We start from the raw sequence: 22042 nt of genomic DNA, 5'->3' as shown, positions 1-22042 counted from the left end.
GCATGCGCGAACAAGACCACTACGACGCCATCGTCATCGGCTCGGGCACCTGCGGCGCGACGCTCGCGCGCGAGCTCAGCGGCGCCGGCCAGCGCGTGCTGCTGCTCGAACGCGGCGGCCCGGCGCCGGCCACCGAGAGCGTGATGGGTTTCGTCGCCATCGCCGACCAGGTCAAGGTCGGCGACAAGTTGACCACGGCGCGGGCGCTGACCACCGGCGGCTCGTCGAGCATGTACTTCGGCGTGGTCAACTACCCGCCGCTGGACGAATTCCGCAAGCTCGGCCTGGACATCTCGGCCGAGCTGGAAGAGGTCAAGCGCGAACTGCCGATCGCGCCGCTGCCGGACCGGCTGATCGGCGAGCAGTCGCAGCGCCTGGGCGAAAGCGCGCGCGCGCTCGGCCTGGACTGGAACAAGCACGACATGCTGATCGACCCCGCCCAGTGCGAAGGCGACGGCTACAGCTACTGCGCCTTGTGGCGCGCGCGCCGCTATGTCGACGACGCGGTCGCAAGCGGCGCGCAACTGGTGCAGCGCGCCACCGTCGGCCGTGTGCTCAGCGAAGGCGGCCAGGCGATCGGCGTGCAGTACCGCATCCGCAAGCCCTTGTACGTGACGCCGCCGCGCGAGGCCTATGCGCCGCGCATCGTGCTCGCCGCCGGCGAGCTGGCCTCGCCGCAGATCCTGCGCGCCAGCGGCCTGGACGAGATCGGCCGGCGCGGCTTCTACTGCAGCCCCGGCTATGCGCTGTACGGCCTGGTGCCGGGCCAGCAGGCGCGCGACAACTTCGTCGGCAGCATGGGCTGCGACCTCGGCGACGGGGTCGAGCTCGGCGACGCCAACGTCTCGCGCTTCATGCACCGGCTGATGATGCTGGGCAAGGGCAAGTTCAAGCACCTGCGCAACTATCCGCAGAGCATCGGCATCGGGGTCAAGATCAAGGACGGCCACGGCGGCGAGCTGCGCGCCGACGGCCGCCTGCGAAAAACGCTGGATGCCGGCGACCGCGCCCGGCTCGAACGCGGCGAGCGCGAGGCGCGCCGGGTGCTGGAAAAAGCCGGTGCGCGCGACGTCTTCAACTTCGGCCTGTCGGTGGCCGGGCGGGTCGGCGGCATGGTCGCGATCGGCGAACACGTCGATGCGCGCCTGGAAACGCGCCTGCGCGGGCTGCACGTGTGCGACGGCTCGGTCATCCCCGACGCCATGCGCGGCACCCCGACGGTGACCTTGCTCAGCATGGCCAAGCACTTGTCCAAACACTTGCTGCAACGCGCCTGAGGCGCGGCGGCGACGCACTCGCATCTGCCGCGGCCGCGACCGGCCGGCGGCGTCCAACGAAAGGGGAGAGCATCATGGCGGTTACCGATATTCCGCTGGCGGCGACGCCGGCTCCGGCCGTGCAGGCGCAGGCCCAGGCGCGCCCGCACGGCAAGCTGCGGCGCCTGCTGCGCGCCGCGCCGTACCTGGCCGCGATCGCGGTGATTGGCGTGTTCGCCGCCAATCTGGCCTGGCGCGCGTCCGGTTCCAACCAGTGGCAGCTGGAGCTGGAGAAGAACGGGGTCAAGGTGTACTCGCTGAAGTCGCCGGGCGCCTACAACAAGCAGTACAAGGCGGTGATGCGCGGCAAGTACACGCTGAACCAGTTGGTCGGCGGCCTGATCGAGAACTCGACCGAGGAGAACTGCAAGCAGCACATCCCCGGCTGCCTGCAGGTGCAGGTGATCCGGCCGTGGAACCCGCGCACGATGTCCGACACCGTGCTGTGGAAGCTGCAGATGCCGCCGCCGTTCGCGCCGCGCGAGTCGGTGATCCGCTCTCAGGTGTCGCAGGATCCCAAGACCCTGGCGGTCACCGTCGACGTCATCGCCGCGCCCAACGCCATCGCCCGCAACCCCGGCGCGGTGCGTCTGACCCACATGCAGAACCAGTGGCTGTATACGCCGCTGGGCAACGGCGAGGTCGAGATCCAGTTCCTGCAGGACATCGACATGGGCGGTTTCTTCCCGGCGATCCTGCTGAATCTGGCCGGCGCGCAGCAGACTTATATGTTCATCCACGACCAGTTGCCCGGGCTGCTGGACATGCCCGCGGTCAAGCAGGCGCGCTACGACTTCATCCAGGAGGCCCGATGATGTCCGCCGCCACCGTCGCCAGCGCGTCCAAGCCGCGCCGCTTCACCCTGAAGAAAACCGCGAAGTTCCTGCTGTTCGCTCTCGCCGCGCTGATCGCGCTGGGCTGGATCGCCAGCGCTGCCTGGACCGCTTCGGGCGACGACCAGTGGAAGCTGGAGCTCGACAAGGACGGCGTGCAGGTCTACTCGTACAAGGCGCCGGGCTCGTTCCTCAAGCAGTTCAAGGGCGTGCGCACCGCCAAGTACAGCCAGAGCCAGATCGCCGCGGCGCTGCTGCTGGACAACGACAGCCTGGAGAACTGCCGCGCCTGGATCCCGATCTGCACCGATCTGAAGGTGGTCGAGCGCTACGACCCGCGCATGCAGGGCGACGCGATCCTGTGGACGCTGACCTTGCCCGGCCCGTTCACCAAGCGCGAGTTCCTGATCAAGACCCATGTCGAACAGGATCCGGCCGACAAGAACGTCTATATCGATGTGATGGCCGATGCGCACAAGCGTCCGCTCGACGACTGCTGCCTGCGCATCGTCCACATCCACAACCGCTGGCAACTCGCGCCCAAGGGCAACGGCGAGATCGAGATCCAGCTGACCCAGGACAACAGCATGGGCGGGTTCTTCCCCGAGCTGCTGGTGAACCTGACCACGGCCCAGGCCACCCACCAGTTGCTGAGCCAGCAGTTGCCGGCCCTGGTGGAGAAGGACCGCTACCGCAACGCCCGGTTCGACTTCATCGACGAACCCGGCGCTCAAGCGGCCGTCGCCGCGCGCTGAGCCCGCGCCGGCGCGCCGCGCGCCGGCAACCCCGCACCGACCTCCAGGCCGCGGCCTTCGCCGCCGCGGTTTCGGCCGCCTGCGGCCCGAAAACCCGCTTTTCCGCCGGAATTCGCGCTTTTTGCGCGACGCCGGCCGCATCCGACCGGCTCCCCACACCGCTGCGAGGCAGACACAGATGGACTGGATTACCGAACGCTTCCAACACTTCGGTTCGCGCCCGATCGCGGTCGACGCGGACGGCGAAGTCGGCTACGACGAGTTCGTCTCGCGCATCGCGCGCTGGCGCCAGGCCTTGGTGCGCTGGCAGGTGCGCGCCGGCGACCGGGTCGGCCTGGTCGCCGACTACCACATCGACACGGTCGCGCTGTTACAGGCGCTGCTGCTGCAGGGCTGCATCGTGATCCCGCTGGCCGAGGACGACCGCGCCCAGTTCGACGAGCGCCTGGCCACCGCCTGCGCGACCAAGCTGCTGACGGTGGCGAGCGAAGGGCCGATCACCCCGGCCACGACCCGCTGCCGCGACCTCAGCGCCTGCGATTCGACCCTGCACGCGCTGCTCAAGCCGATGATCGCGGCCGGCCGCGCGGGCTTCGTGATCTTCACCTCCGGCAGCACCGGCAAGGGCAAGGCGGTGCTGCTGGACTTCGAGCGCATGACCGCGAAGTTCCGCGACAAGGTCCGCGCCGGCATGCGCACGCTGCTGTTCCTCAAGCTCGACCACATCGGCGGGCTCAACACGCTGCTGTCGGTGATCTTCAACGGCGGCACCATCGTCACCAGCCCGAGCCGCCAGGCCAAGGACATCTGCGCGACGATCGAGCGCCACGCGGTCGAGCTGCTGCCGACCACGCCGTCGTTCCTGACCATGCTGCTGATGTCGCAGGTCCATCGCGAGCACGATCTGTCCTCGCTCAAGGTCGTCACCTACGGCACCGAGGTCATGCCCAACTCGACCTTGTCCAGCCTGCACCGCACCTTCCCGAACATCGCGCTGAAGCAGACCTACGGCCTGTCCGAGCTCGGCATCCTCGCCACCCAGTCGCGCGATTCCGCGTCCAAGTGGATGAAGATCGGCGGCGACGGCTTCGAGCTGAAGGTGCGCGACGGCACCCTGTGGATCCGCAGCGAGCAGGCCATGCTCGGCTATCTCAACGCGCCCAGCCCGTTCGACGAGGAGCGCTGGTACAACACCGGCGACCGGGTCGAGGTCGACGGCGATTACTTCCAGATCCTCGGCCGCGAATCGGAAATCATCAACGTCGCCGGCGAGAAGGTGTTCCCGATCGAGGTCGAGAGCTTCCTGCTGACCCTGGACAACGTGCGCGACGTGGTCGTGCGCGAGAAGCGCAGCCCGGTGGTGGGGCAGATGATCTGGGCCGAATTCGTGCTCGACCGCGCCGAGGAGCCGGCCGATTTCAAGCGCCGGGTGATCGCCCAGTGCCAGGGCCAGCTGGCGCCGTTCAAGGTGCCCGGCTTCATCACCATCGCCAGCGCCGACAGCCTGGTCGGTTCGCGCTTCAAGAAGATCCGCAAGCTGGCCGCGCCGGCTTCCAACGATGCCGCGCGCGAGGGCGCGGCGCCCAACGACACCGCGCCGGCCGAGGCCGTGGCCTGAGCGCGCACAAGGACATCGCATGAGCCAGATCGAAATCAATCCGCGCAAGGTCGTGGTGGTCAGCGGCGGCAGCAAGGGCCTGGGGCTGAACATCTGCCGCACCCTGCTGGAGCTGGGCTACCGCGTCGCCACCTTCAGTCGCAAGTCCACTGCCGAAGTCGAGGCGCTGTCGCAGCGCCATCCCGACGACTTCCACTGGGAAGCCGTCGACATCGCTCAAGACGCGCAACTGGCCGGTTTCCTGCAGCGCGTGCGCCAGCGCCTGGGCCGGGTGGGGTATCTGGTCAACAGCGCCGGCATGGCCCACGAAGGCCTGCTGACGATGATGAAGAGCCGCGACGTCGAACGCATGCTGCAGGTCAACCTCGGCGGCGCGATCAACCTCTCGCAGGGCTGCGCCAAGCAAATGATGGTCGGCGGCGCCGGCGTCATCGTCAACGTGTCCTCGGTGGTCGGCGTGCGCGGTTTCAAGGGCGTCGGCGCGTACAGCGCGACCAAGGCCGCGCTCGACGGCCTCACCCGCAGCCTGTCCAAGGAACTCGGGCCGATGGGCATCCGGGTCAACTCGGTCGCGCCGGGCTTCATGGAAACCGAGATGACCTCCGAACTCACCGAGCAGCAGAAGAGCCGGATCATCCGGCAGACCCCGCTGGGGCGCCTGGGCACCGTCGATGACGTGTCCAGCGTGGTCGCCTTCCTGCTCTCCGACGCTTCCCGATTCGTGACCGGCCAGACCTTCGTGGTCGACGGCGGCCTTACCGTCTGAGGAGACGACAGCATGAGCAACGACAGCAAAGAAACCGTCCTGCGCACCCTGCGCACCGTGGCCGAACAGCGCGGCATCGCCTTGCCGGCGCTGCGCGAGGACGCCGAGATCGTCGACGAGCTGGGCTTCACCTCGCTCGCGGTCGCGGCCTTGATCGCCAACCTTGAAGAAGAACTGGGCGTGGACCCGTTCCAGGACGAGGACGTGATGATCACCGACATCCGCACCGTCGCCGACCTGTGCCGGGTCTACGAGAACGCCCTGGCTCGCGTGCGCTGAGCGCGCCCGGCCTTTCGCTTCAGTTACCGCCTGTACCGCGCCGCGGCGCGACCGAATCCGCCTGAGAAACGCACGCATGAAGATCAATCGCGAGGATGTCGCCGTCATCGGTCTGTCCGGCCGTTTCCCCGGCGCGGCCGACACGGCCGAGTTCTGGGACGGCCTGTGCGCCGGCCGCGACGCCATCCGCGCGCTCGACGATCGAGCCTTGCGCGCCGCGGGCGTGGCCGAGACGGAGCTGTCGGATCCGGACTACGTCAAGGCCGGCGCGCCGCTGGACGGGGTGGAGTTGTTCGACGCGGGCCTGTTCAAGGTGTCGCCGCTGGAAGCGGAGCTGATGGATCCGCAGATCCGGCTGCTGCTGCAATGCGCCTGGGAAACCCTGGAAGACGCCGGCTACGGCGGGCGCGAGCCGCGCCGGGTCGGCGTGTTCGCCGGCGCCGGCGGCGTGGGCACCAGCTATTTCTCGCATTACGTCAACCGATTGGGCCGCTTCGAGAAGATCACCGCCAGCCCGACCCACCTGGGCAACGACAAGGATTTTCTCGCCACCTATCTGTCGTACAAGCTCAACCTGACCGGCCCGAGCATGACCGTGCAGACGGCGTGCTCGACCTCGCTGGTGGCGCTGCACCAGGCGCGTTTGAGCCTGATGGCGGGCGAGTGCGACATGGCCCTGGCCGGCGGCGTCAGCGTGCGCGTGCCCAACGGCCACGGCTATCGCTACAAGGACGGCTACATCTTCTCGCGCAGCGGCCGGGTGCGCAGCTTCGACGCCGGCGCCGACGGCGTGGTGTTCGGCAGTGGCATGGGCCTGGTGCTGATCAAGCGCCTGAGCGACGCGCTGCGCGACGGCGACCCGGTGCGCGCAGTGATCAAGGGCTCGGCCATCGGCAACGACGGCAAGGGCAAGATGAGCTACGCCGCCAGCAGCGCGCGCGGGCAGATCGCCTGCATCCGCGCGGCGCTGGCCGACGCCGGCGTGGACGCGGCCAGCATCGGCCTGGTCGAAGCGCACGGCACCGGCACGGCGATGGGCGATCCGGAAGAGGTCAAGGCCTTGTCCGCGGCGTTCCGCGAGGACACCGACGCCAAGGGCTACTGCGCGCTCGGCGCGGTCAAGGCCAACATCGGCCATCTGGAAGCGGCGGCTGGCATCGTCGGCTTCATCAAGGCCGCGCTGGCGGTCGAACGCGGCGTCATTCCGCCGTTGCTGCATTTCCAGCAGGCCAACCCGCGGATCAAGTTCGACGCCACGCCGTTCTTCGTCAACACCCAGGCGCAGCCGTGGCGGCAGAAGGGGCCGCGCCGCGCCGCGGTCAACAGCCTCGGCGTGGGCGGCACCAATGCCTTCGTGGTGCTGGAACAAGCGCCGGCGCGCAAGCCCGCGGCCAAGCGCCGCGCCGGCGCGCCGCCGGCGTTGGTACCGATCTCCGCACGCAGCGAGGACAGCTTGCGCGAATACGCGGCGCGGCTGGCGAAATTCATCGCCCGCGCGCAAGCCGACAAGACGCCGCTGGACTTGACCGAACTCGCTTTCACTTTGCAGGCCGGCCGCGAGACGCTGGCGCAGCGCGCCGCGTTCGCGGTGTCGTCGCTGGCGCAACTGCGCGAACGGCTGGACGCGTTCGCGGCGGGCGGCGAGTGCGATGCGGCCGCCGATCTGCCGGCCCCGGCCGCGCAATGGCTGGCCGAGGGCAGCGCCGATTGGGATTCGCTGTATCCCGCCGGGCGTCCGCGTCGGATCGGCCTGCCGACCTACGTGTTCGCGCGCGAGCGCCACTGGATCGACGAGACGCCGGCGGCGCCGGCGCGGTCGATGCTGCATCCGCTGCTGCACGCCAATACCTCCGACCTCGCCGAAGTCCGCTACAGCTCGCTGTTCCACGGCGACGAATTCTTCCTGCGCGATCATCGCGTGCGCGGCGGCGAAGAGCAGGCCTCGCCGGTGCTGCCCGGTGTGGCCTACCTGGAAATGGCCCGCGCCGCTCTCGCCCAGGCCGGTGCTGGCACACAGGCGTGGGAACTGCGCGACGTGGTCTGGCTGCAGCCGGCGACGGTGAGCGGCGAGCGCCGCCTGGATTTGGCGCTGATCGCCCACGGCGAAGGACGCGTGGATTTCGAAGCCTACGGCGAGCCCGACACCATCCATTGCCAGGGCCGCGCGATGGCCTGCGCGGACGCGGCCGCGCCGCGCCTGGATCTCGATGCTGCGCGCTCGGCCAGCGCGGAGCAGCGTTGGGATCACGACGCGGTCTACGCCGCGTTCGCCGCGATGGGCCTGGAATACGGGCCGGCGCACCGGCCTATCGTCGAGCTGCAGCGCGGCGGCGGCGAAGTGCTGGCGCGGCTGCGCCTGCCGGCCGCGCAAGAGGCCGACGCCGGCCAGTTCGGCCTGCATCCGAGCCTGGTCGACGGCGCGCTGCAAGCCGCGACTTGGCTGCTGATCGACCCCGACGACGCGCCCGAGCGGCCGCTGGTACCGTTCGCGCTGACCTCGCTACGCCAGTATTCGGCGTTGCCGCGCGAGCTCTACGTCGTCGCGCGACGAGCGGCGGGCGAGGGCGGGGCGCTCGACCTGGACCTGTGCGACGGCGACGGCGCGGTGTGCGCGAGCCTGCGCGGCTTCATCGCGCGGCCGTTCGGCAAGAGCGCCCACTCCAGCTTGCGCGCGACCCGCGTTTGGCAGGACGCGACGGCGCAACCGGCGCCTGCGCGTGAGGCGCTGCGCACCCTGATTTTCGGCCTGCCGCAGATCGACCCGGCCGCAATAGATCCGCAGGCGCATGCCGTTCTGTTCGATCCGCAGGACGATCAAGCCCAGCGCTACACCGCGTTGGCGCAGCACTGCCTGGCCGAACTCAAAGCCGTGCTGAGCGCGCGGCCGCGCAGCGAAGCGGCGTTCCAGGTCGTCGTGCCCGACCGCATCGAAGACGCCTTACTGCTCGGCTTGTCGGGCATGCTGCTCAGCGCCGGCGCGGAGAATGCTCGTCTGCGCGCGCAATTGATTGCCGTCGATCCGGCCATCGACGCGCCGGCCCTGGCGGAGCTGCTGCAGCGCGAGCGCGAATCCGCGCACGAGCCGCTGTTGCGTCTGCGCGCCGGGCGGCGCGAAGCGGCGCGCTGGCAACTGCTGCCGGAACCGGCCGAGGCAGGCGCCGACACCGCGCTGGCGCTGAAGCACGGCGGCACCTATCTGATCACCGGCGGCCTCGGTGGCCTCGGCCTGGTGTTCGCCCGCGATCTGCTGCGTCGCTGCCCCGGCGTACGCGTCCTGCTGGCCGGTCGCGCCAGCGCGGACGCGGTGCGCGAATCGCCGCGGCAAGCAGCGCTGGACGCGCTGCGCGGTGAAGGCTTGCAAATCGAATACGTCCAACTCGACCTCGACGACGCGTCCGAGCTGCGCGAACGCCTGCACGCGTTGGCCGCGCGCTACGGCCGCATCGACGGCGTCATTCACAGCGCCGGCGTCATCGCCGACGGGCTGATCGCGACCCAGCCGCTGGACGCGCTGGATGCGGTGCTGGCGCCGAAGGTACGCGGCACGTTCAACCTCGATGCCGCCAGCGCCGACCTGGATCTGGATTTCCTCGCCCTGTTCTCGTCGCTGTCGTCGGCGCTGGGCAACGCCGGCCAGGCCGGCTATGCCGCGGCGAACGGTTTCCTCGACGAATTCGCCGGCCAGCGCAATCGTATGGCCGAAGCCGGCGCGCGGCGCGGCCACACCCTGGCCATCGCCTGGCCGTACTGGCGCGAAGGCGGCATGCGCCTGGACGCCGACGGCGAAGCCGCCCTGAGCGCGAGCACCGGCGTACGCCCGCTGCGCAACGCCACCGGCCTGCGCCTGTTCCACCGCAGCCTGGCCGAAGGCCGCGAGCGCGTGCTGGTGATGGACGGCGACACCGCGCGCATGCGCGCCGCGCTCGGCCTGGACGCCGCGCCCGCGCGGCGCGGCGCCGCGGTCGATGCGAGCGCAGTCGTCGCCACCGCGCCTGTCGACGACCTGCACGCGCTCGCGCAACGCCTGCTGTGCGAACGCATGGCCGGCCTGCTCAAGCTGCCGGCGCAACGCCTCGACCCGGCCGCGCCGCTGGAAGACTACGGCATCGATTCGATCCTGGCGCTCGACCTGACCCGTCTGCTCGAGGCCAGCTTCGGCGCGCTGCCGCGCACCTTGTTCTTCGAATATCTCAGCATCGCTGAGCTGGCCGGCTACTTCGCCCGCGAGCACGCCGACACGCTGCGCCGGCTCGATGCGGGCGGCATGGCGCAGACGCCGGCCGCGACGACGACGCAGCCCGTTCCGAGCGAATCCGCCTCGCGCCCGAGCACGACCAGCCTGCGCCGTCCCGCGCTGCGCGCCGCCGCCGATGCGGCGGGCGCAAACCGCTACGCGGACGAGCCCATCGCCATCGTCGGCCTCAGCGGACGCTACCCGCAGGCGCGCGACCTCGATGCGTTCTGGCGCAACCTGCGCGACGGCCGCGACTGCATCGAAGAAGTACCGGCCTCGCGCTGGAACTGGCGCGACTACTACAGCGAAGACCGCAGCGTGCCCGGCCGCCACTACAGCAAGTGGGGCGGCTTCATCGAGGGCGTGGACGAGTTCGACGCGCGTTTCTTCAACATCGCCCCGATCGAGGCCGAGCTGCTCGACCCGCAGGAGCGCCTGTTCCTGGAACACGCGTGGATGGCGATCGAAGACGCCGGCCTGACCCGCGCCGCGTTGCAGATCCCCGCCGGCGACGCCCGCGCGGTGCAGGAACTGGCCGGACAAGTCGGCGTCTACGCCGGCGTGATGTACGGCGAATACCAGCTGATCGGCGCGGAAAACAGCCTGCGCGGCAAGCGCATGGGTTTCGCCAGCAATCCGGCCAGCGTCGCCAACCGAGTTTCCTATGCGCTGAACCTGCACGGCCCGAGCATGACCGTGGACACGATGTGCTCGTCCTCGCTCAGCGCGATCCATCTGGCTTGCCAGGACCTCAAGCTCGGTCGCACCGATGCGGCCATCGCCGGCGGCGTCAACGTCACCGTCCATCCCAACAAGTACCTGATGCTCAGCGCCGGGCAGTTCATCTCCGGCGACGGCCATTGCCAGAGCTTCGGCGAAGGCGGCGACGGTTACGTCCCGGGCGAGGGCGTGGGCGCGGTGGTGCTCAAGCGTCTGTCCGATGCGCAACGCGACGGCAACCGCATCTACGGCCTGATCCGCGGCAGCGCGCTCAGTCACGGCGGCAAGACCAACGGCTACACCGTGCCCAACCCGCAGGCGCAGGCCAGCGCGATCCGCCAGGCGCTGCGCGAGTCGGGCCTGCCGGCGCGGCGCATCGGCTATGTCGAAGCGCACGGCACCGGCACCAAACTCGGCGATCCGATCGAGATCGCCGCGCTGACCAAGGTGTTCCGCGAGAGCAGCGGCGACAGCGGTTTCTGCCTGATCGGTTCGGCCAAGTCCAATATCGGCCATTGCGAGGCGGCGGCCGGCATCGCCGGCTTGACCAAGGTGCTGCTGCAGTTGCAGCACGGGCAGATCGTGCCGTCGCTGCATTCGGCCAAGCTCAATCCGCATATCGACTTCGCCGCCACGCCGTTCGTGGTCAACCAGGGCCTGCGCGAGTGGCCGGCGCCGCAGCACGAAGGGCGTGCGCTGCCGCGGGTGGCCGGCATTTCCTCGTTCGGCGCGGGCGGCTCCAATGCGCATCTGATTGTCGAGGAGTACCTCGCGCCTGCGTCGGCGCCGGTCGCGGACGCGGCGCAGATGCTGCCGTTGTCGGCGCGCACCTCCGAACAGTTGCGGCGCAAGGCCGCCGATCTGCTGGCGTGGCTGGAACAGCCCGGTCGCGAGGTGGTTCTGGCCGATCTGGCCCATACCTTGCAGAGCGGCCGCGAGGCGATGGACGAGCGCTTGGCCGTGGTCGCCGATTCGCCCGCACAATTGCGCGAGCGCTTGCGCGCCTGGCTCGATGGCGATGAGCGCGGCGTCTACCGTGGTCAGGCCAAGGCCAGCCGCGAGCGTCTGGCTGAAGCGTTGAATGGGCTCGATCTGGCGGCGGAGCTGGCGCAATGGCGCGAGCGCGGCGAGCACGCCGCGCCGCTGCGGTTGTGGGCGCTGGGCCTGGAGCTGGATTGGGCCGCGCTGCGGCCGCCGAGCGCGGCTACGCGTCGGATGCTGGCGCTGCCGGCGTACCCCTTCGCGCGTCAGCGTCATTGGATCGAACCGTTTACGGCTGAGAAAGCCGCGACACGCGTCGATGCCTTGCATCCGCTGCTGCACAGCAACGAATCGGGTATCGACCGCTGCGCCTACGCGGCCCGTTTCGAGGGTAACGAATTCTTCCTCGCCGACGGTGCGCTCAGCGAAGCGGCCTGCCTGGAAATGGCTCGCGCCGCAGTCGCGCACGCGCTGACGCCCTCGCGTCAGGGCTTGGAGCTGCAGTTGCGCGAGCTGGCCTGGGCGCAGCCGCGCCAGGCGCCGGCCGACGGCCGCTATCGCATCAGCCTGTTCGAGCAGCGCGGCGAGCGCGTGCGCTTCGAAATCCACAGCGGCGAAGGCGTGGACGAAGTCGTGCATTGCCAAGGTGTCGCGGTTTACGCCGAGCCGGTGCAGGCCGATTCCATCGCGCCGGGGCCGGGCGAACTGACTTTGCCGGCGGTGCTTGCCGATAGCTTGGGCGATTACTTTCTGCATCCGTTGCTGTTGCAGGCTGCGTTTTCCTCTGCCTCGATGCAGGCGCCGCTCAAGTTGGATTCGCTGAGCGTTCTCGGCGCCGCCGCGACGCCATCGCGGCTGGCGTTGCGCGCGGGCGTTGGCGATGCGCAGGCGTTCGATCTGGATCTGTGCGCGGCCGATGGCCGGGTGTGGGCGCAGTTGCGCGGCCTGCGCTTCGCTGCGGCGGCTGCGCAAGCCAATTCGAGCGCGGCGGCCTCCGGGCAGACGGTTTTCGCTCCGATCTCTTCGATTGCAGCCGCTACAACGGCCAAAGCAGCGCCTCGCCGCATCGCGTTCGCCGCGGCCGCGTCCGTCGCCTTCATTACCAGCACCACCGATACTGCACCGGCGGGTCTGGACAAGCCGCGTGAGATAGCGCTGGCGCCGGCAGTCGCCGAAGCGGGTTGGCCGGCTTCCACGACGGCCAAGCCGCGCGTGAGTCTGGCCGTCGCCACGGCTAACGCTGTAGCGAGCGCACCTCAACCGTCGTCGCGCGAGGACATCGCGCTGTTCGACGAGGGGAAGGGCGTGTTCGCGCTGCATCTGCACGGCGGCGGATTCGACGCCGAAGCCGCGGTGACGCTGACCCAGGCGCTGCGCGCCGCCGCCGCCGAACCTTCGCTCAAGACCTTGTTGCTGCTGGCAGCGCCCGGCGCGCTCGCCGGCGGCGACGCCGCCGTGCACGCGGCCGCGCTGGACGCCGGGCTGTATCGAGCCGCCGCGGAGTTCCCGTATCCGCTGATCGCGGCGCTGCGCGGCGACGCCGACGGCCCAGGCCTATTGTTCGCCACGCTGGCCGACGTGCCGGTCTGCGCCGAGCAAGGCCGCTACGCCCTGGCGTCGAGCGAGCGTGGCTTGCCGCCTCGATTCGCGCGCGATCTGGCGCGACTGCGCTTCGGCCGCGCCCTGGCCGACGATCTGCTGCTGCGCCCGCACGGCGCCCGCGGCAGCGAGCTGGCGCAGGTAGGCTGGACCTGCAGCGTGCTCGCCGCCGACGCGGTGGAGGCGCAAGCCCGCGCAGTGGCCGGCGATCTCGCCGCCAAGTCGGCGAGCGCACTGAGCCTGCTCAAGCAGGAACTCGCCGCGCCTTTGCTCGACGCCGTGTGCGCACTGGCGCCGGTCGATGCAGCGCCGGTTACTTCCGAATCCAAACTGGCGACCACGGCCGCGGTCGAGCTTCCGGCTGCTGCGGAAGGCACCCGCGCGTATCCGCTCGACGCTGACATATTTTCGCTCGAAGTGCGCGCGCAAGCCGGCGCGGCCTGGGCCGACGAAGTCCGCCGCATGCTCGTCGAGCTCGCGACCAACGCCGGGTGCCGCGGCATCGTGCTTGCCTGCGCGGACGCCTTGCCGGCGCCGGCGGGAGAGCAGGGCACGCTCGCTTCGTTGCAGGCCTTGGCCGAGACCCTGGCCGCACTCGACTGCCCGGTGATCGCGGCCTTGCCCGCCGGCGCAGACGGGGCCGCGTGGCTGGCGGCATTGTTCTGCGACGGCGTGGTGTACGCCCAGGACGCCACTTACGACGCGCAAGGCCTGTTCGACGACGACGCGCTCGCCGCGCCGGCGCTTAGCGTGTTCGCCGCCCGCCTCGGCGAAGCGCCCGCACGGCGCCTGCTGCTGGGCGGGCTGCGCCTCGACGGCGCCGCGCTCGCGCGCGAGGCCCAAGCCGTGCGCGTGTCGCCGGCGAGCGAAACCATTGCCGAAGCCGGGCGCCTCGCAGCCGAGCTGGCACAGTGGCCGCGGGCCGAACTGGCGCTGTGGAAGCGCGTCGAACCGTCGCCTTTCGCGCAAGCGGCGATGCAGACAACAGCCGACGAAGCGATGGTCGATGCGGTCGCACCCGCCACTGGCGTCATCGACCTCGATTCGCAAGCGATCTCCGCGCAATGGCACGCCGGCGGCGTGCTGGAAATCGGCATGCACGACCGCCAGTCGCGCAACATGTTCTCGCCCGAGTTCTCGCGCGGTTTGCGCGCCGCGTTCGCCCACGCCGAATCGCCGGCCTGCCGCGCGGTGGTGCTGAGCGGCTTCGAACGCTATTTCGCCGCCGGCGGCACCCGCGAGACCTTGTTGGCGATCCATCAGGGCCGCGCCCGTTTCACCGACGACCAGGTATTCGAACTGCCGTTGCGCTGCCCGGTGCCGGTGATCGCGGCGATGCAGGGCCACGCGGTCGGCGCCGGCTGGGCGCTGGGCATGTACGCCGATGTGTCGCTGTTCTCCAGAGAAAGCCGTTATTTCAGCCCGTACATGGGCTATGGCTTCACTCCGGGCGCCGGTTCGACCTTGCTGTTCGCTCAGCGCATCGGCCGCGACCTCGCCCGCGAAAGCCTGCTGAGCGCGCGCGAATACGCCGGCGATGAGTTGGTCGCGCGCGGCTTGCGCCAGCCGCTGAGCGCGCGTGCGCAGACTGTGGCCGAGGCGCTGGCGCTGGCCGCGCGCATCGCCCGCTTGCCGCGTGCGCGCCTGATCGCGCTCAAGCGCGAATGGAACCGAGCGCTGGAGGCGGGCCTGGAGCAGGCCTATGCGCACGAACTGGCGATGCACGAGCGTACGTTCGTGGGCCAGGCCGACACGCTGGCCTTGATCGAGCGCAGTTTCGCCGCGGCCGGCGAGCTCGCCACCGCTCCGGTTGCGCCGTCGCCGGCCGTCGCCAGCGCTGCGCTCGCGCTCACCGACATCGTCGCCGAACTGCGCCGCTCGCTCGCGCACGAGCTGCGCCTGCCGGAAGAGGAGATCGGCGCGGACGAGGAATTCGTCGCCCTGGGCCTGGATTCGATCACCGGCGTCACCTGGATTCGCCGCGTCAACGAGCGCTACGGCACTGCGATCGAGGCGATCCAGGTCTACAGCCATCCGACCTTGGAACGCCTGGCGCGGCATGTTCAGTCGCTGGCCGCTGCTGCGCCCGCGGTTGCGTCGACACCCGCACCCGCATCCGAAAACAACCGCATCGCCGCGGCCGACGTCGCAGCCACCCTTCGGCGCCTGCTCGCCGAAGAGCTGCGTCTGTCCGAGCAGGACATCGGCGCGGACGAGCCGTTCGTCGACCTCGGCCTGGACTCGATCACCGGCGTGACCTGGGTGCGGCGCATCAACGAGCGCTACGGCACCGCGATCGAAGCGGTGCAGGTCTACAGCCATCCGACCCTGGCGCGGTTGAGCGCCTTCGTCGCCGAGAAGGCCGGCGCTACCGCGTCGCCCGCAGAACCCGTGCCGATGCCGGCGTCGCCGACCGCGAACATCGCGTCGAACGCCGAGCCCGCCCGCGTCGTCCTCACCGCGCAGAGACATAACGCCCGCCGTACCACCGCGCCCACCGGCGACGGCATCGCAGTGATCGGCATGTCCGGCCAGTTCGCCCAGGCGCGCGATCTGGAGCAGTTCTGGGACAACCTCGCCAACGCCCGCGACTGCATCGCCGAAGTGCCGGCGCAGCGCTGGGATCTGGCCCGCTACTACCAGCCCGGCGATGCGGTGCCCGGCAAGACCAACAGCCGCTGGCTCGGCGCGTTGGAGGATTACGACCGCTTCGATCCGGCGTTCTTCAACATTTCCCCGCGCGAAGCGCGGAGCATGGATCCGCAACAGCGCCTGTTCCTGCAGGCCTGCTGGCACGGCATCGAGCACGCCGGCTACAACCCCAAAGCCCTGGCCGGCAGCAATTGCGGCGTGTTCGTCGGCTGCGCGGCCGGCGACTATCATCAGCTCTCGCGTCGCGAACGCTTGAGCGGGCAGGGCTTCACCGGCGCGGCGCCGTCGATCCTGGCCGCGCGCATTTCCTATTTCCTCGACCTGCACGGGCCCAGCCTGGCGGTGGACACCGCTTGCTCGTCGTCGCTGGTGGCGCTGGCCAACGCTTGCGACAGCCTCGCCAGCGGCGCGACCGACCTGGCCCTGGCCGGCGGCGTCAACGTCATGGCCGGTCCGGCCATGCACATCATGACCGCGCAGGTCGGCATGCTCGGCGCCGGCGGACGTTGCCGCACCTTCGATGCCGCCGCCGACGGCATCGCCCTGGGCGAGGGCGTCGGCGTGGTGGTGCTCAAGCGCCTGGCCGACGCCGAGCGCGACGGCGACTGCATCCACGGCGTGATCGAAGCCTGGGGCGTCAATCAGGACGGCCGCAGCAACGGCATCACCGCGCCGAACGCCGACGCCCAGGCGCGGCTGCAGGGCGATGTGTACCGACGCTTCGGCGTCGATCCGGCCGGCATCCAGTTGGTCGAAGCGCACGGCACCGGCACCGCGCTCGGCGATCCGATCGAGGTGGCCGCGCTCAAGACCGCGTTCGCTGCGCACACCGCGCGCAGCGGTTACTGCGCGCTGGGTTCGGTCAAGAGCAACATCGGCCACTGCCTGTCCGCAGCCGGCGTGTCGGGCGTGCTCAAGCTGCTGCTGGCGCTGCGCCACCGGCAGCTGCCGCCGACCCTGCATTTTTCCAGGCTCAACCCGCACATCGCGCTCGACGGCAGCCCGTTCTACGTCAACGACCGTTTGCGCGAGTGGAACGTCGAGGCTGGCGTTCGTCGACGCGCGGCGATCAACGCCTTCGGCTTCAGCGGCACCAATGCGCATGCGGTGATCTCCGAGTACCAGCCGCGGCCGGCGGACGTGCCGGCGCGCGGCGCGGTGCTGGCGCCGCTATCGGCGGCCACGTCGGAGCAACTGCGGATCAAGGCGCGGGAGCTTCTGGCGCGGGTCGAGGTCGGGGTCGAAGACCTGGCGTCGCTGGCATACACGCTGCAGGTCGGGCGCGAAGCGATGGGCGAACGCGCCGCCGTGGTCGCCAGCGATGCGGCGGGATTGGCGCGCGGATTGCGCGCGCTGGCCGAGAGCGACGATCCGGCCGCGTTGCGCACCGCCGGCGTGCTGCGCGGCCGAGCAGGCGCGGACAAGGACACCCTGGCCGCGTTCGCGGCCGAGCCGGATTTCCAGCGCATGCTGGAGCGCTGGATCGACGGTGGCGAACTGGTGCGCCTGGGCGAGCTGTGGGCCAAGGGGCTGGCGCTGGACTGGCGCCGCTTCCGCGCCGCCGGAACGCCGCGGCGGATGGCGCTGCCGCTGCATCCGTTCGCGCGCGAGCGGTATTGGATCGAGGCCGAGGATGAAGCGGCCGTGCCGACGCCGTCGGTCGTCGTGGCCGAATCGTTCGCCGCACCGGCCGCCGCGCAGACGATGCGCCCCGTTGCGTCGGAAGTCGTCGCCGACGCGGCGCGCAACGACGCTGCCGCGCTCGAACGCCTGCAAGCGCAGCTGCGCGAGAGTCTGGCTGAGGCCTTGTTCATGCGCGCGGCCGAAGTCGGCCTGGACAAGCCGTTCAACGAACTCGGGCTGGACTCCATCGTCGGCGTGGAATGGGTCAAGGCCCTGAACCAGCAACTGGGCTGCGAACTGTCGGCTACGCGCATTTACGACTATCCCAGCGTGCGCGCCCTGGCGGCGTACCTGCATACCGCCGCGCCCTCCGCGAAGGCGGCCGCAGTCGCGCCAGCCGCGCTGCGCGAAGAACTGCGCGACAGCCTCGCCGAAGCGCTGTTCATGCGTCCGGCCGACATCGGCTGGAACAAGAGCTTCGCCGAGTTGGGCCTGGATTCCATCGTCGGCGTGGAGTGGGTTAAGAACATCAATCGCCGCTACGGCACCTCGCTGTCCGCGACCCGGGTTTACGACTATCCGAGCATCGACCTGTTGGCGGCGTATCTGGCCGAGCAGACAGGCGCAGCCGGTGTCGCCGCCGTCGTCGAAGCGCCCGCAGCGGCCGCGCCGGCCGCTGCGCCGCAGCCGCAGGCCCGCGCCGCCGACGAATTCCAGCGCGAGCTGCGCGACAGCCTCGCCGAAGCCTTGTACATGCGCCCCGGCGACATCGGCCTGGACAAGTCGTTCACCGAGCTGGGCCTGGACTCCATCGTCGGCGTGGAATGGATGAAGCAGGTCAACCAGCGCTACGGCACCCAGATCGCGGCGCTGCGGGTCTACGACTACCCGAGCGTCCGTTCGCTGGCCGCACATCTGCTTGAGCATCTGCCGGCGGCGCCGGCCGCGGCGTTGCGCGCCCACACGCCGGCACGTAGCGCCGAGGCCATCGCCGACCTGTTCGCACCGCTTGCGGTCCCGGCCGCGCCGCAGTCCGACTATTTCGGTGCGGGCGAACGCCGCGGCGATTTCGCCGCCGACGGCGAGCTGTCGTTGCTGTATCGGATCGCCCCGGAACGCAACATCGGCCTGCGCGAACATGTGGTGTTCGGCCGCCACCTGTTGCCCACCGACGCCTACGTGGAACTGCTGCTGGCCGCGTTCGCCGAGCACTTCGGCGATGCGCCGGTGGTGCTGCGCGATCTGGCGTTGGCCAACCCGCTGCTCGGCGAACCCGGCAATGAACGCCGCCTGCGCCTGACCTTGCGCCGCCACACCGAAGGCCTGCAGTGCTTCGTGCGTTCGTCCGCCGGCGCGGACGACAGCGACGAGACCCTGCATCTGAGCGGGCTGCTGGTGCCCACGGACGAGGCCGCGCCGATTTCGCTGCGCCGCGACTTCGCGGTCGAACGGCGCCTGATGCACAGCGAGATCGCCACCAACGCCGGCGACTGCTACGCGCCGCTGCAGGATCTCGCGTTCGGCGCCGATGCCGCGTCCGGCCGCATCCGGAGCGCCGCTGTCGGTGGCCGCTTCCGTGCCGATCCGTTCGCCCTGTACGGCGCACTGTGCACCGCGATCAACGCCGCCGGCCACATCGCCGCGCAGCGCTACGGCGCCCACGACGACCAGTTCCTGCCGCACCGCCTCGGCCGCGTCGCGGTCGAAGCCGGCGCAGCCGAAGCGGGCGAGTTGCACAGCCACGCCGAACTGCGCCGCGCCGAAGCCGATGCGCTGGAGTTCGACGTCGAACTCAGCGACGCCGCCGGCCGGGTGCGCGCGCGCCTGGACGGGCTGGTGCTGCGTCGGGTCGGCCGCGCCGCGCTGCAGCGTCGCGACACCGCGCGCCGCGAGGCCGTACCCGCGTTGCCGGCGCCTCGCGCCGTTGCAACGGTCGGCGAGGCGCGCCACGCCGACAAGGTGGCCATCGTCGGCATGTCCTGCCGGTTCCCGATGAGCGAAGACCTGGACGCGTTCTGGGACAACCTCGCCCAGGGCCGCGACTGCATCGGCGAGATCCCGCCGCAGCGCTGGGCCGGGCAGGGCGAGTGGTTCCATCCGGACCCGCGCCATCCGCGCACCTCGTACTCGAAGTGGGCCGGCCTGCTCGACGATATCGCCGCGTTCGATCCGCTGTTCTTCGGCATCTCGCCGGCCGAGGCCGAGCTGATCGACCCGCAGCAGCGCATCTTCCTGGAGCAATGCTGGAAGGCGATCGAACACGCCGGCTACGCGCCGGGCGCGCTGTCCGGGCAGGCCTGCGGCGTGTACGTGGGCTGCGCCGCCGGCGACTACGCGCGGGTGCTCGGCGCGGCCGGCCAGGATGGCGCGGGCGCGGCGTTCATGGGCACCTCCAGCGCGATCCTGGCCGCGCGCATCGCTTATTTCCTCAACCTCAAGGGCGCGGCGCTGGCGGTGGACACGGCGTGTTCATCGTCGCTGGTCGCGCTGCACCTGGCCTGCGAGAGCATCCGCAGCGGCGAAAACCGCTGGGCGCTGTGCGGCGGCATCAACCTGCTGACCACGCCGATCGGCCACGTGCTGACCTCGCAAGTCGGCATGCCCTCGCGCGACGGCCGCTGCGCCGCGTTCGACGCTTCCGCCGGCGGCATCGTGTTCTCCGAAGGCTGCGGCGTGGTGCTGCTGAAGTCGCTGGCGCAGGCGCAGGCCGACAACGACCGCATCCTCGGCGTGATCGAAGGCTCGGGCATCAACCAGGACGGCAAGACCAACGGCATCACCGCGCCCAGCGCGCAGGCGCAGGAGCGGCTGTTGAGCCAGGTCTACGCGCGTCACGGCATCGACCCGGCGCGAATCGGCTACGTCGAAGCGCACGGCACCGCCACCGCGCTCGGCGACCCGATCGAAGTCGATGCGCTGCGCACGGTGTTCGACCGCGCCGGCGCGGCGGCGGGCGGCTGCGCTCTGGGCTCGGTCAAGAGCAATATCGGCCACACCGGCTTCGCCGCCGGCGTCGCCGGGGTGATCAAGGTGCTGCTGTGCTTGCAGCGCCGCGAGCTGGTGCCGACCGTGCATTACACGAAGGCTAATCCGCATATCCGTTTCGAGGATTCGCCGTTCTACGTCAACACCGAGCGCCGCGACTGGCGTAGCGATGGTCGTCGACTGGCTACGGTCAGCTCGTTCGGCTTCAGTGGCACCAATGCGCACGTGGTGATCGGCGAGCACTTCGCCATCGACGACGCCGCGCCCGCAACCGGGCCGGTGTTGCTGCCGCTGTCGGCGCGCAGCCAGGCGCAGTTGCGCGCCAAGGCCGCCGACCTGCTGGCCTGGTTGCAGCGCGAGCCGGCGCCGGATCTGCACCGCCTGGCCTACACCCTGCAGGTCGGCCGCGATGCGATGGAGCATCGACTGGGCTGCATCGCCGCCGAGGCGGAGCAGTTGCGCGCGCAGTTGCAGGGCTGGCTCGACGGCCGCCCTCGCGTGCCCGGACTGGAACATGGTCGCGCCGACGGCGAGGACCGCACCCTGGCGGTGTTCGCCGCCGACGAGGACATGCGCGCGGTGTTCGAACAATGGCTCGAGCGCGGCCAGTTGCCCAAGCTGCTGGAACTGTGGGTGCGCGGCCTGGACATCGATTGGCACCGTCTGCACCGCGGCCGTGCGCCGCGGCGGCTGTCGCTGCCGGATTATCCGTTCGCACGCGAACGCTGCTGGGTACAGCCGTCCACGTCCGCAGCGACCGCGTCGCCACAGGCGCGGCTGCATCCGCTGCTGCACCGGAACACCTCCGACCTGAGCCTGCAGAGCTACCGCAGCGGCTTCGACGGCAGCGAATTCTTCCTCGCCGACCATCGCGTGCGCGGTCGCCGGGTGCTGCCGGCGGTGGCGCAGCTGGAAATGGCGCGCGCGGCCTTCGCCGACGCCTTGCCGCTCAGCGAAGACGGCGCGCTGCTGGAACTGCGCCACGTCGCCTGGGCGCAGCCGCTGAGCGTGGACGGGCCGTGCGAGGTCGGCATCGCTGTTTACGCTGAAGACGACGGCGCGCTGGGCTTCGAGATCTACAGCCACGACGCGGATGCCGACGACGAGATCCTGCATTGTCAGGGCCGCGGCGCGGCGATCGCCGCGCCCGCACCGGCGCCGCTGGACCTCGTCGGGTTGCGCCAGCGCATGCGCGAGGGCCGCAGCGAGGCTGCCGCGCTGTATCCGCACCTGGCCGGCAAGGGCCTGGAGTATGGGCCGGCGTTCCAGGGCGTGGTCGCGATCGAACGCGGCGTGGGCGAAACCCTGGCCGAACTGCGATTGCCTGCCGCGGCCGCTGGCGAGGGCTACGTGCTGCATCCCAGCCTGCTCGACAGCGCGCTGCAGGCGTCGATCCCGCTGATCGAGGTCGCGTCCGGCGGCGCCGCCGCGCTGCCGTTCGCGCTGGAATCGCTGCGCGCGTTCGCGCCGTGCGCGCCGCGCATGCACGCCTGGGTGCGATACGCCGCCGACGGCGGGTCCGAGTCGGGCCCGGGCCGGGTGATCAAGGTCGACATCGATCTGTGCGGCGACGACGGCGCGGTGTGCGTGCAGATGCGCGGCTTCGCCTCGCGTCCGCTGCCGCCGGGCGCGCCTGCCGCCGACGAACTTAACGCCGCACAAGCCGTGGAACTGGGTTGAG

Annotated in this window: 7 protein-coding genes; all 7 read left to right on the top strand. The window is 70.4% G+C overall.

Annotation, left to right across the window (positions count from 1 at the left end; all coding sequences use genetic code 11):
* Positions 1 to 2: 2 nt before the first annotated feature.
* The 7 genes from BLU84_RS14445 to BLU84_RS26565 all read left to right on the top strand — a co-directional run bounded on the left by BLU84_RS14445 (position 3) and on the right by BLU84_RS26565 (position 22041).
* Positions 3 to 1277 (top strand): FAD-dependent oxidoreductase, encoded by a 1275-nt coding sequence (locus BLU84_RS14445; protein WP_074868412.1) that lies wholly within the window; start codon positions 3 to 5, stop codon positions 1275 to 1277.
* Between the two features lie 74 nt (positions 1278 to 1351).
* Positions 1352 to 2131: an SRPBCC family protein gene (locus tag BLU84_RS14440; protein ID WP_074868409.1), complete on the top strand. Its 780-nt coding sequence runs from the start codon at positions 1352 to 1354 to the stop codon at positions 2129 to 2131.
* On the top strand, positions 2131 to 2904 hold the full coding sequence (locus tag BLU84_RS14435; RefSeq protein WP_074868406.1) for an SRPBCC family protein: 774 nt from the start codon (positions 2131 to 2133) through the stop codon (positions 2902 to 2904). Before BLU84_RS14440 ends, BLU84_RS14435 begins: the two co-directional genes overlap by 1 nt.
* A 178-nt stretch (positions 2905 to 3082) precedes the next feature.
* Positions 3083 to 4522: a long-chain fatty acid--CoA ligase gene (locus tag BLU84_RS14430; RefSeq protein ID WP_074868403.1), complete on the top strand. Its 1440-nt coding sequence runs from the start codon at positions 3083 to 3085 to the stop codon at positions 4520 to 4522.
* A 19-nt stretch (positions 4523 to 4541) separates the two neighbouring features.
* Complete coding sequence (locus tag BLU84_RS14425) at positions 4542 to 5288, top strand: SDR family NAD(P)-dependent oxidoreductase (RefSeq protein WP_074868400.1); 747 nt, start codon at positions 4542 to 4544, stop codon at positions 5286 to 5288.
* Positions 5289 to 5300: 12 nt separating this feature from the next.
* Complete coding sequence (locus BLU84_RS14420) at positions 5301 to 5567, top strand: acyl carrier protein (protein WP_074868397.1); 267 nt, start codon at positions 5301 to 5303, stop codon at positions 5565 to 5567.
* Between the two features lie 76 nt (positions 5568 to 5643).
* A complete protein-coding gene (locus BLU84_RS26565; protein WP_074868391.1) occupies positions 5644 to 22041 on the top strand; it encodes an SDR family NAD(P)-dependent oxidoreductase in 16398 nt (5465 codons plus the stop codon).
* Position 22042 lies beyond the last annotated feature (1 nt).

The sequence above is a fragment of the Lysobacter enzymogenes genome (genome assembly GCF_900106525.1).
Classification (GTDB): domain Bacteria; phylum Pseudomonadota; class Gammaproteobacteria; order Xanthomonadales; family Xanthomonadaceae; genus Lysobacter; species Lysobacter enzymogenes.
This window is presented reverse-complemented; position numbering and strand designations above follow the sequence as displayed.

What these genes read in the sequence shown, in the direction of transcription:
- BLU84_RS26565 (WP_074868391.1), top strand. Translation starts at nt 5,644, where the DNA reads ATGAAGATCAATCGCGAGGATGTCGCCGTCATCGGTCTGTCCGGCCGT.
- BLU84_RS14425 (WP_074868400.1), top strand. Translation starts at nt 4,542, where the DNA reads ATGAGCCAGATCGAAATCAATCCGCGCAAGGTCGTGGTGGTCAGCGGC.
- BLU84_RS14435 (WP_074868406.1), top strand. Translation starts at nt 2,131, where the DNA reads ATGTCCGCCGCCACCGTCGCCAGCGCGTCCAAGCCGCGCCGCTTCACC.
- BLU84_RS14445 (WP_074868412.1), top strand. Translation starts at nt 3, where the DNA reads ATGCGCGAACAAGACCACTACGACGCCATCGTCATCGGCTCGGGCACC.
- BLU84_RS14420 (WP_074868397.1), top strand. Translation starts at nt 5,301, where the DNA reads ATGAGCAACGACAGCAAAGAAACCGTCCTGCGCACCCTGCGCACCGTG.
- BLU84_RS14440 (WP_074868409.1), top strand. Translation starts at nt 1,352, where the DNA reads ATGGCGGTTACCGATATTCCGCTGGCGGCGACGCCGGCTCCGGCCGTG.
- BLU84_RS14430 (WP_074868403.1), top strand. Translation starts at nt 3,083, where the DNA reads ATGGACTGGATTACCGAACGCTTCCAACACTTCGGTTCGCGCCCGATC.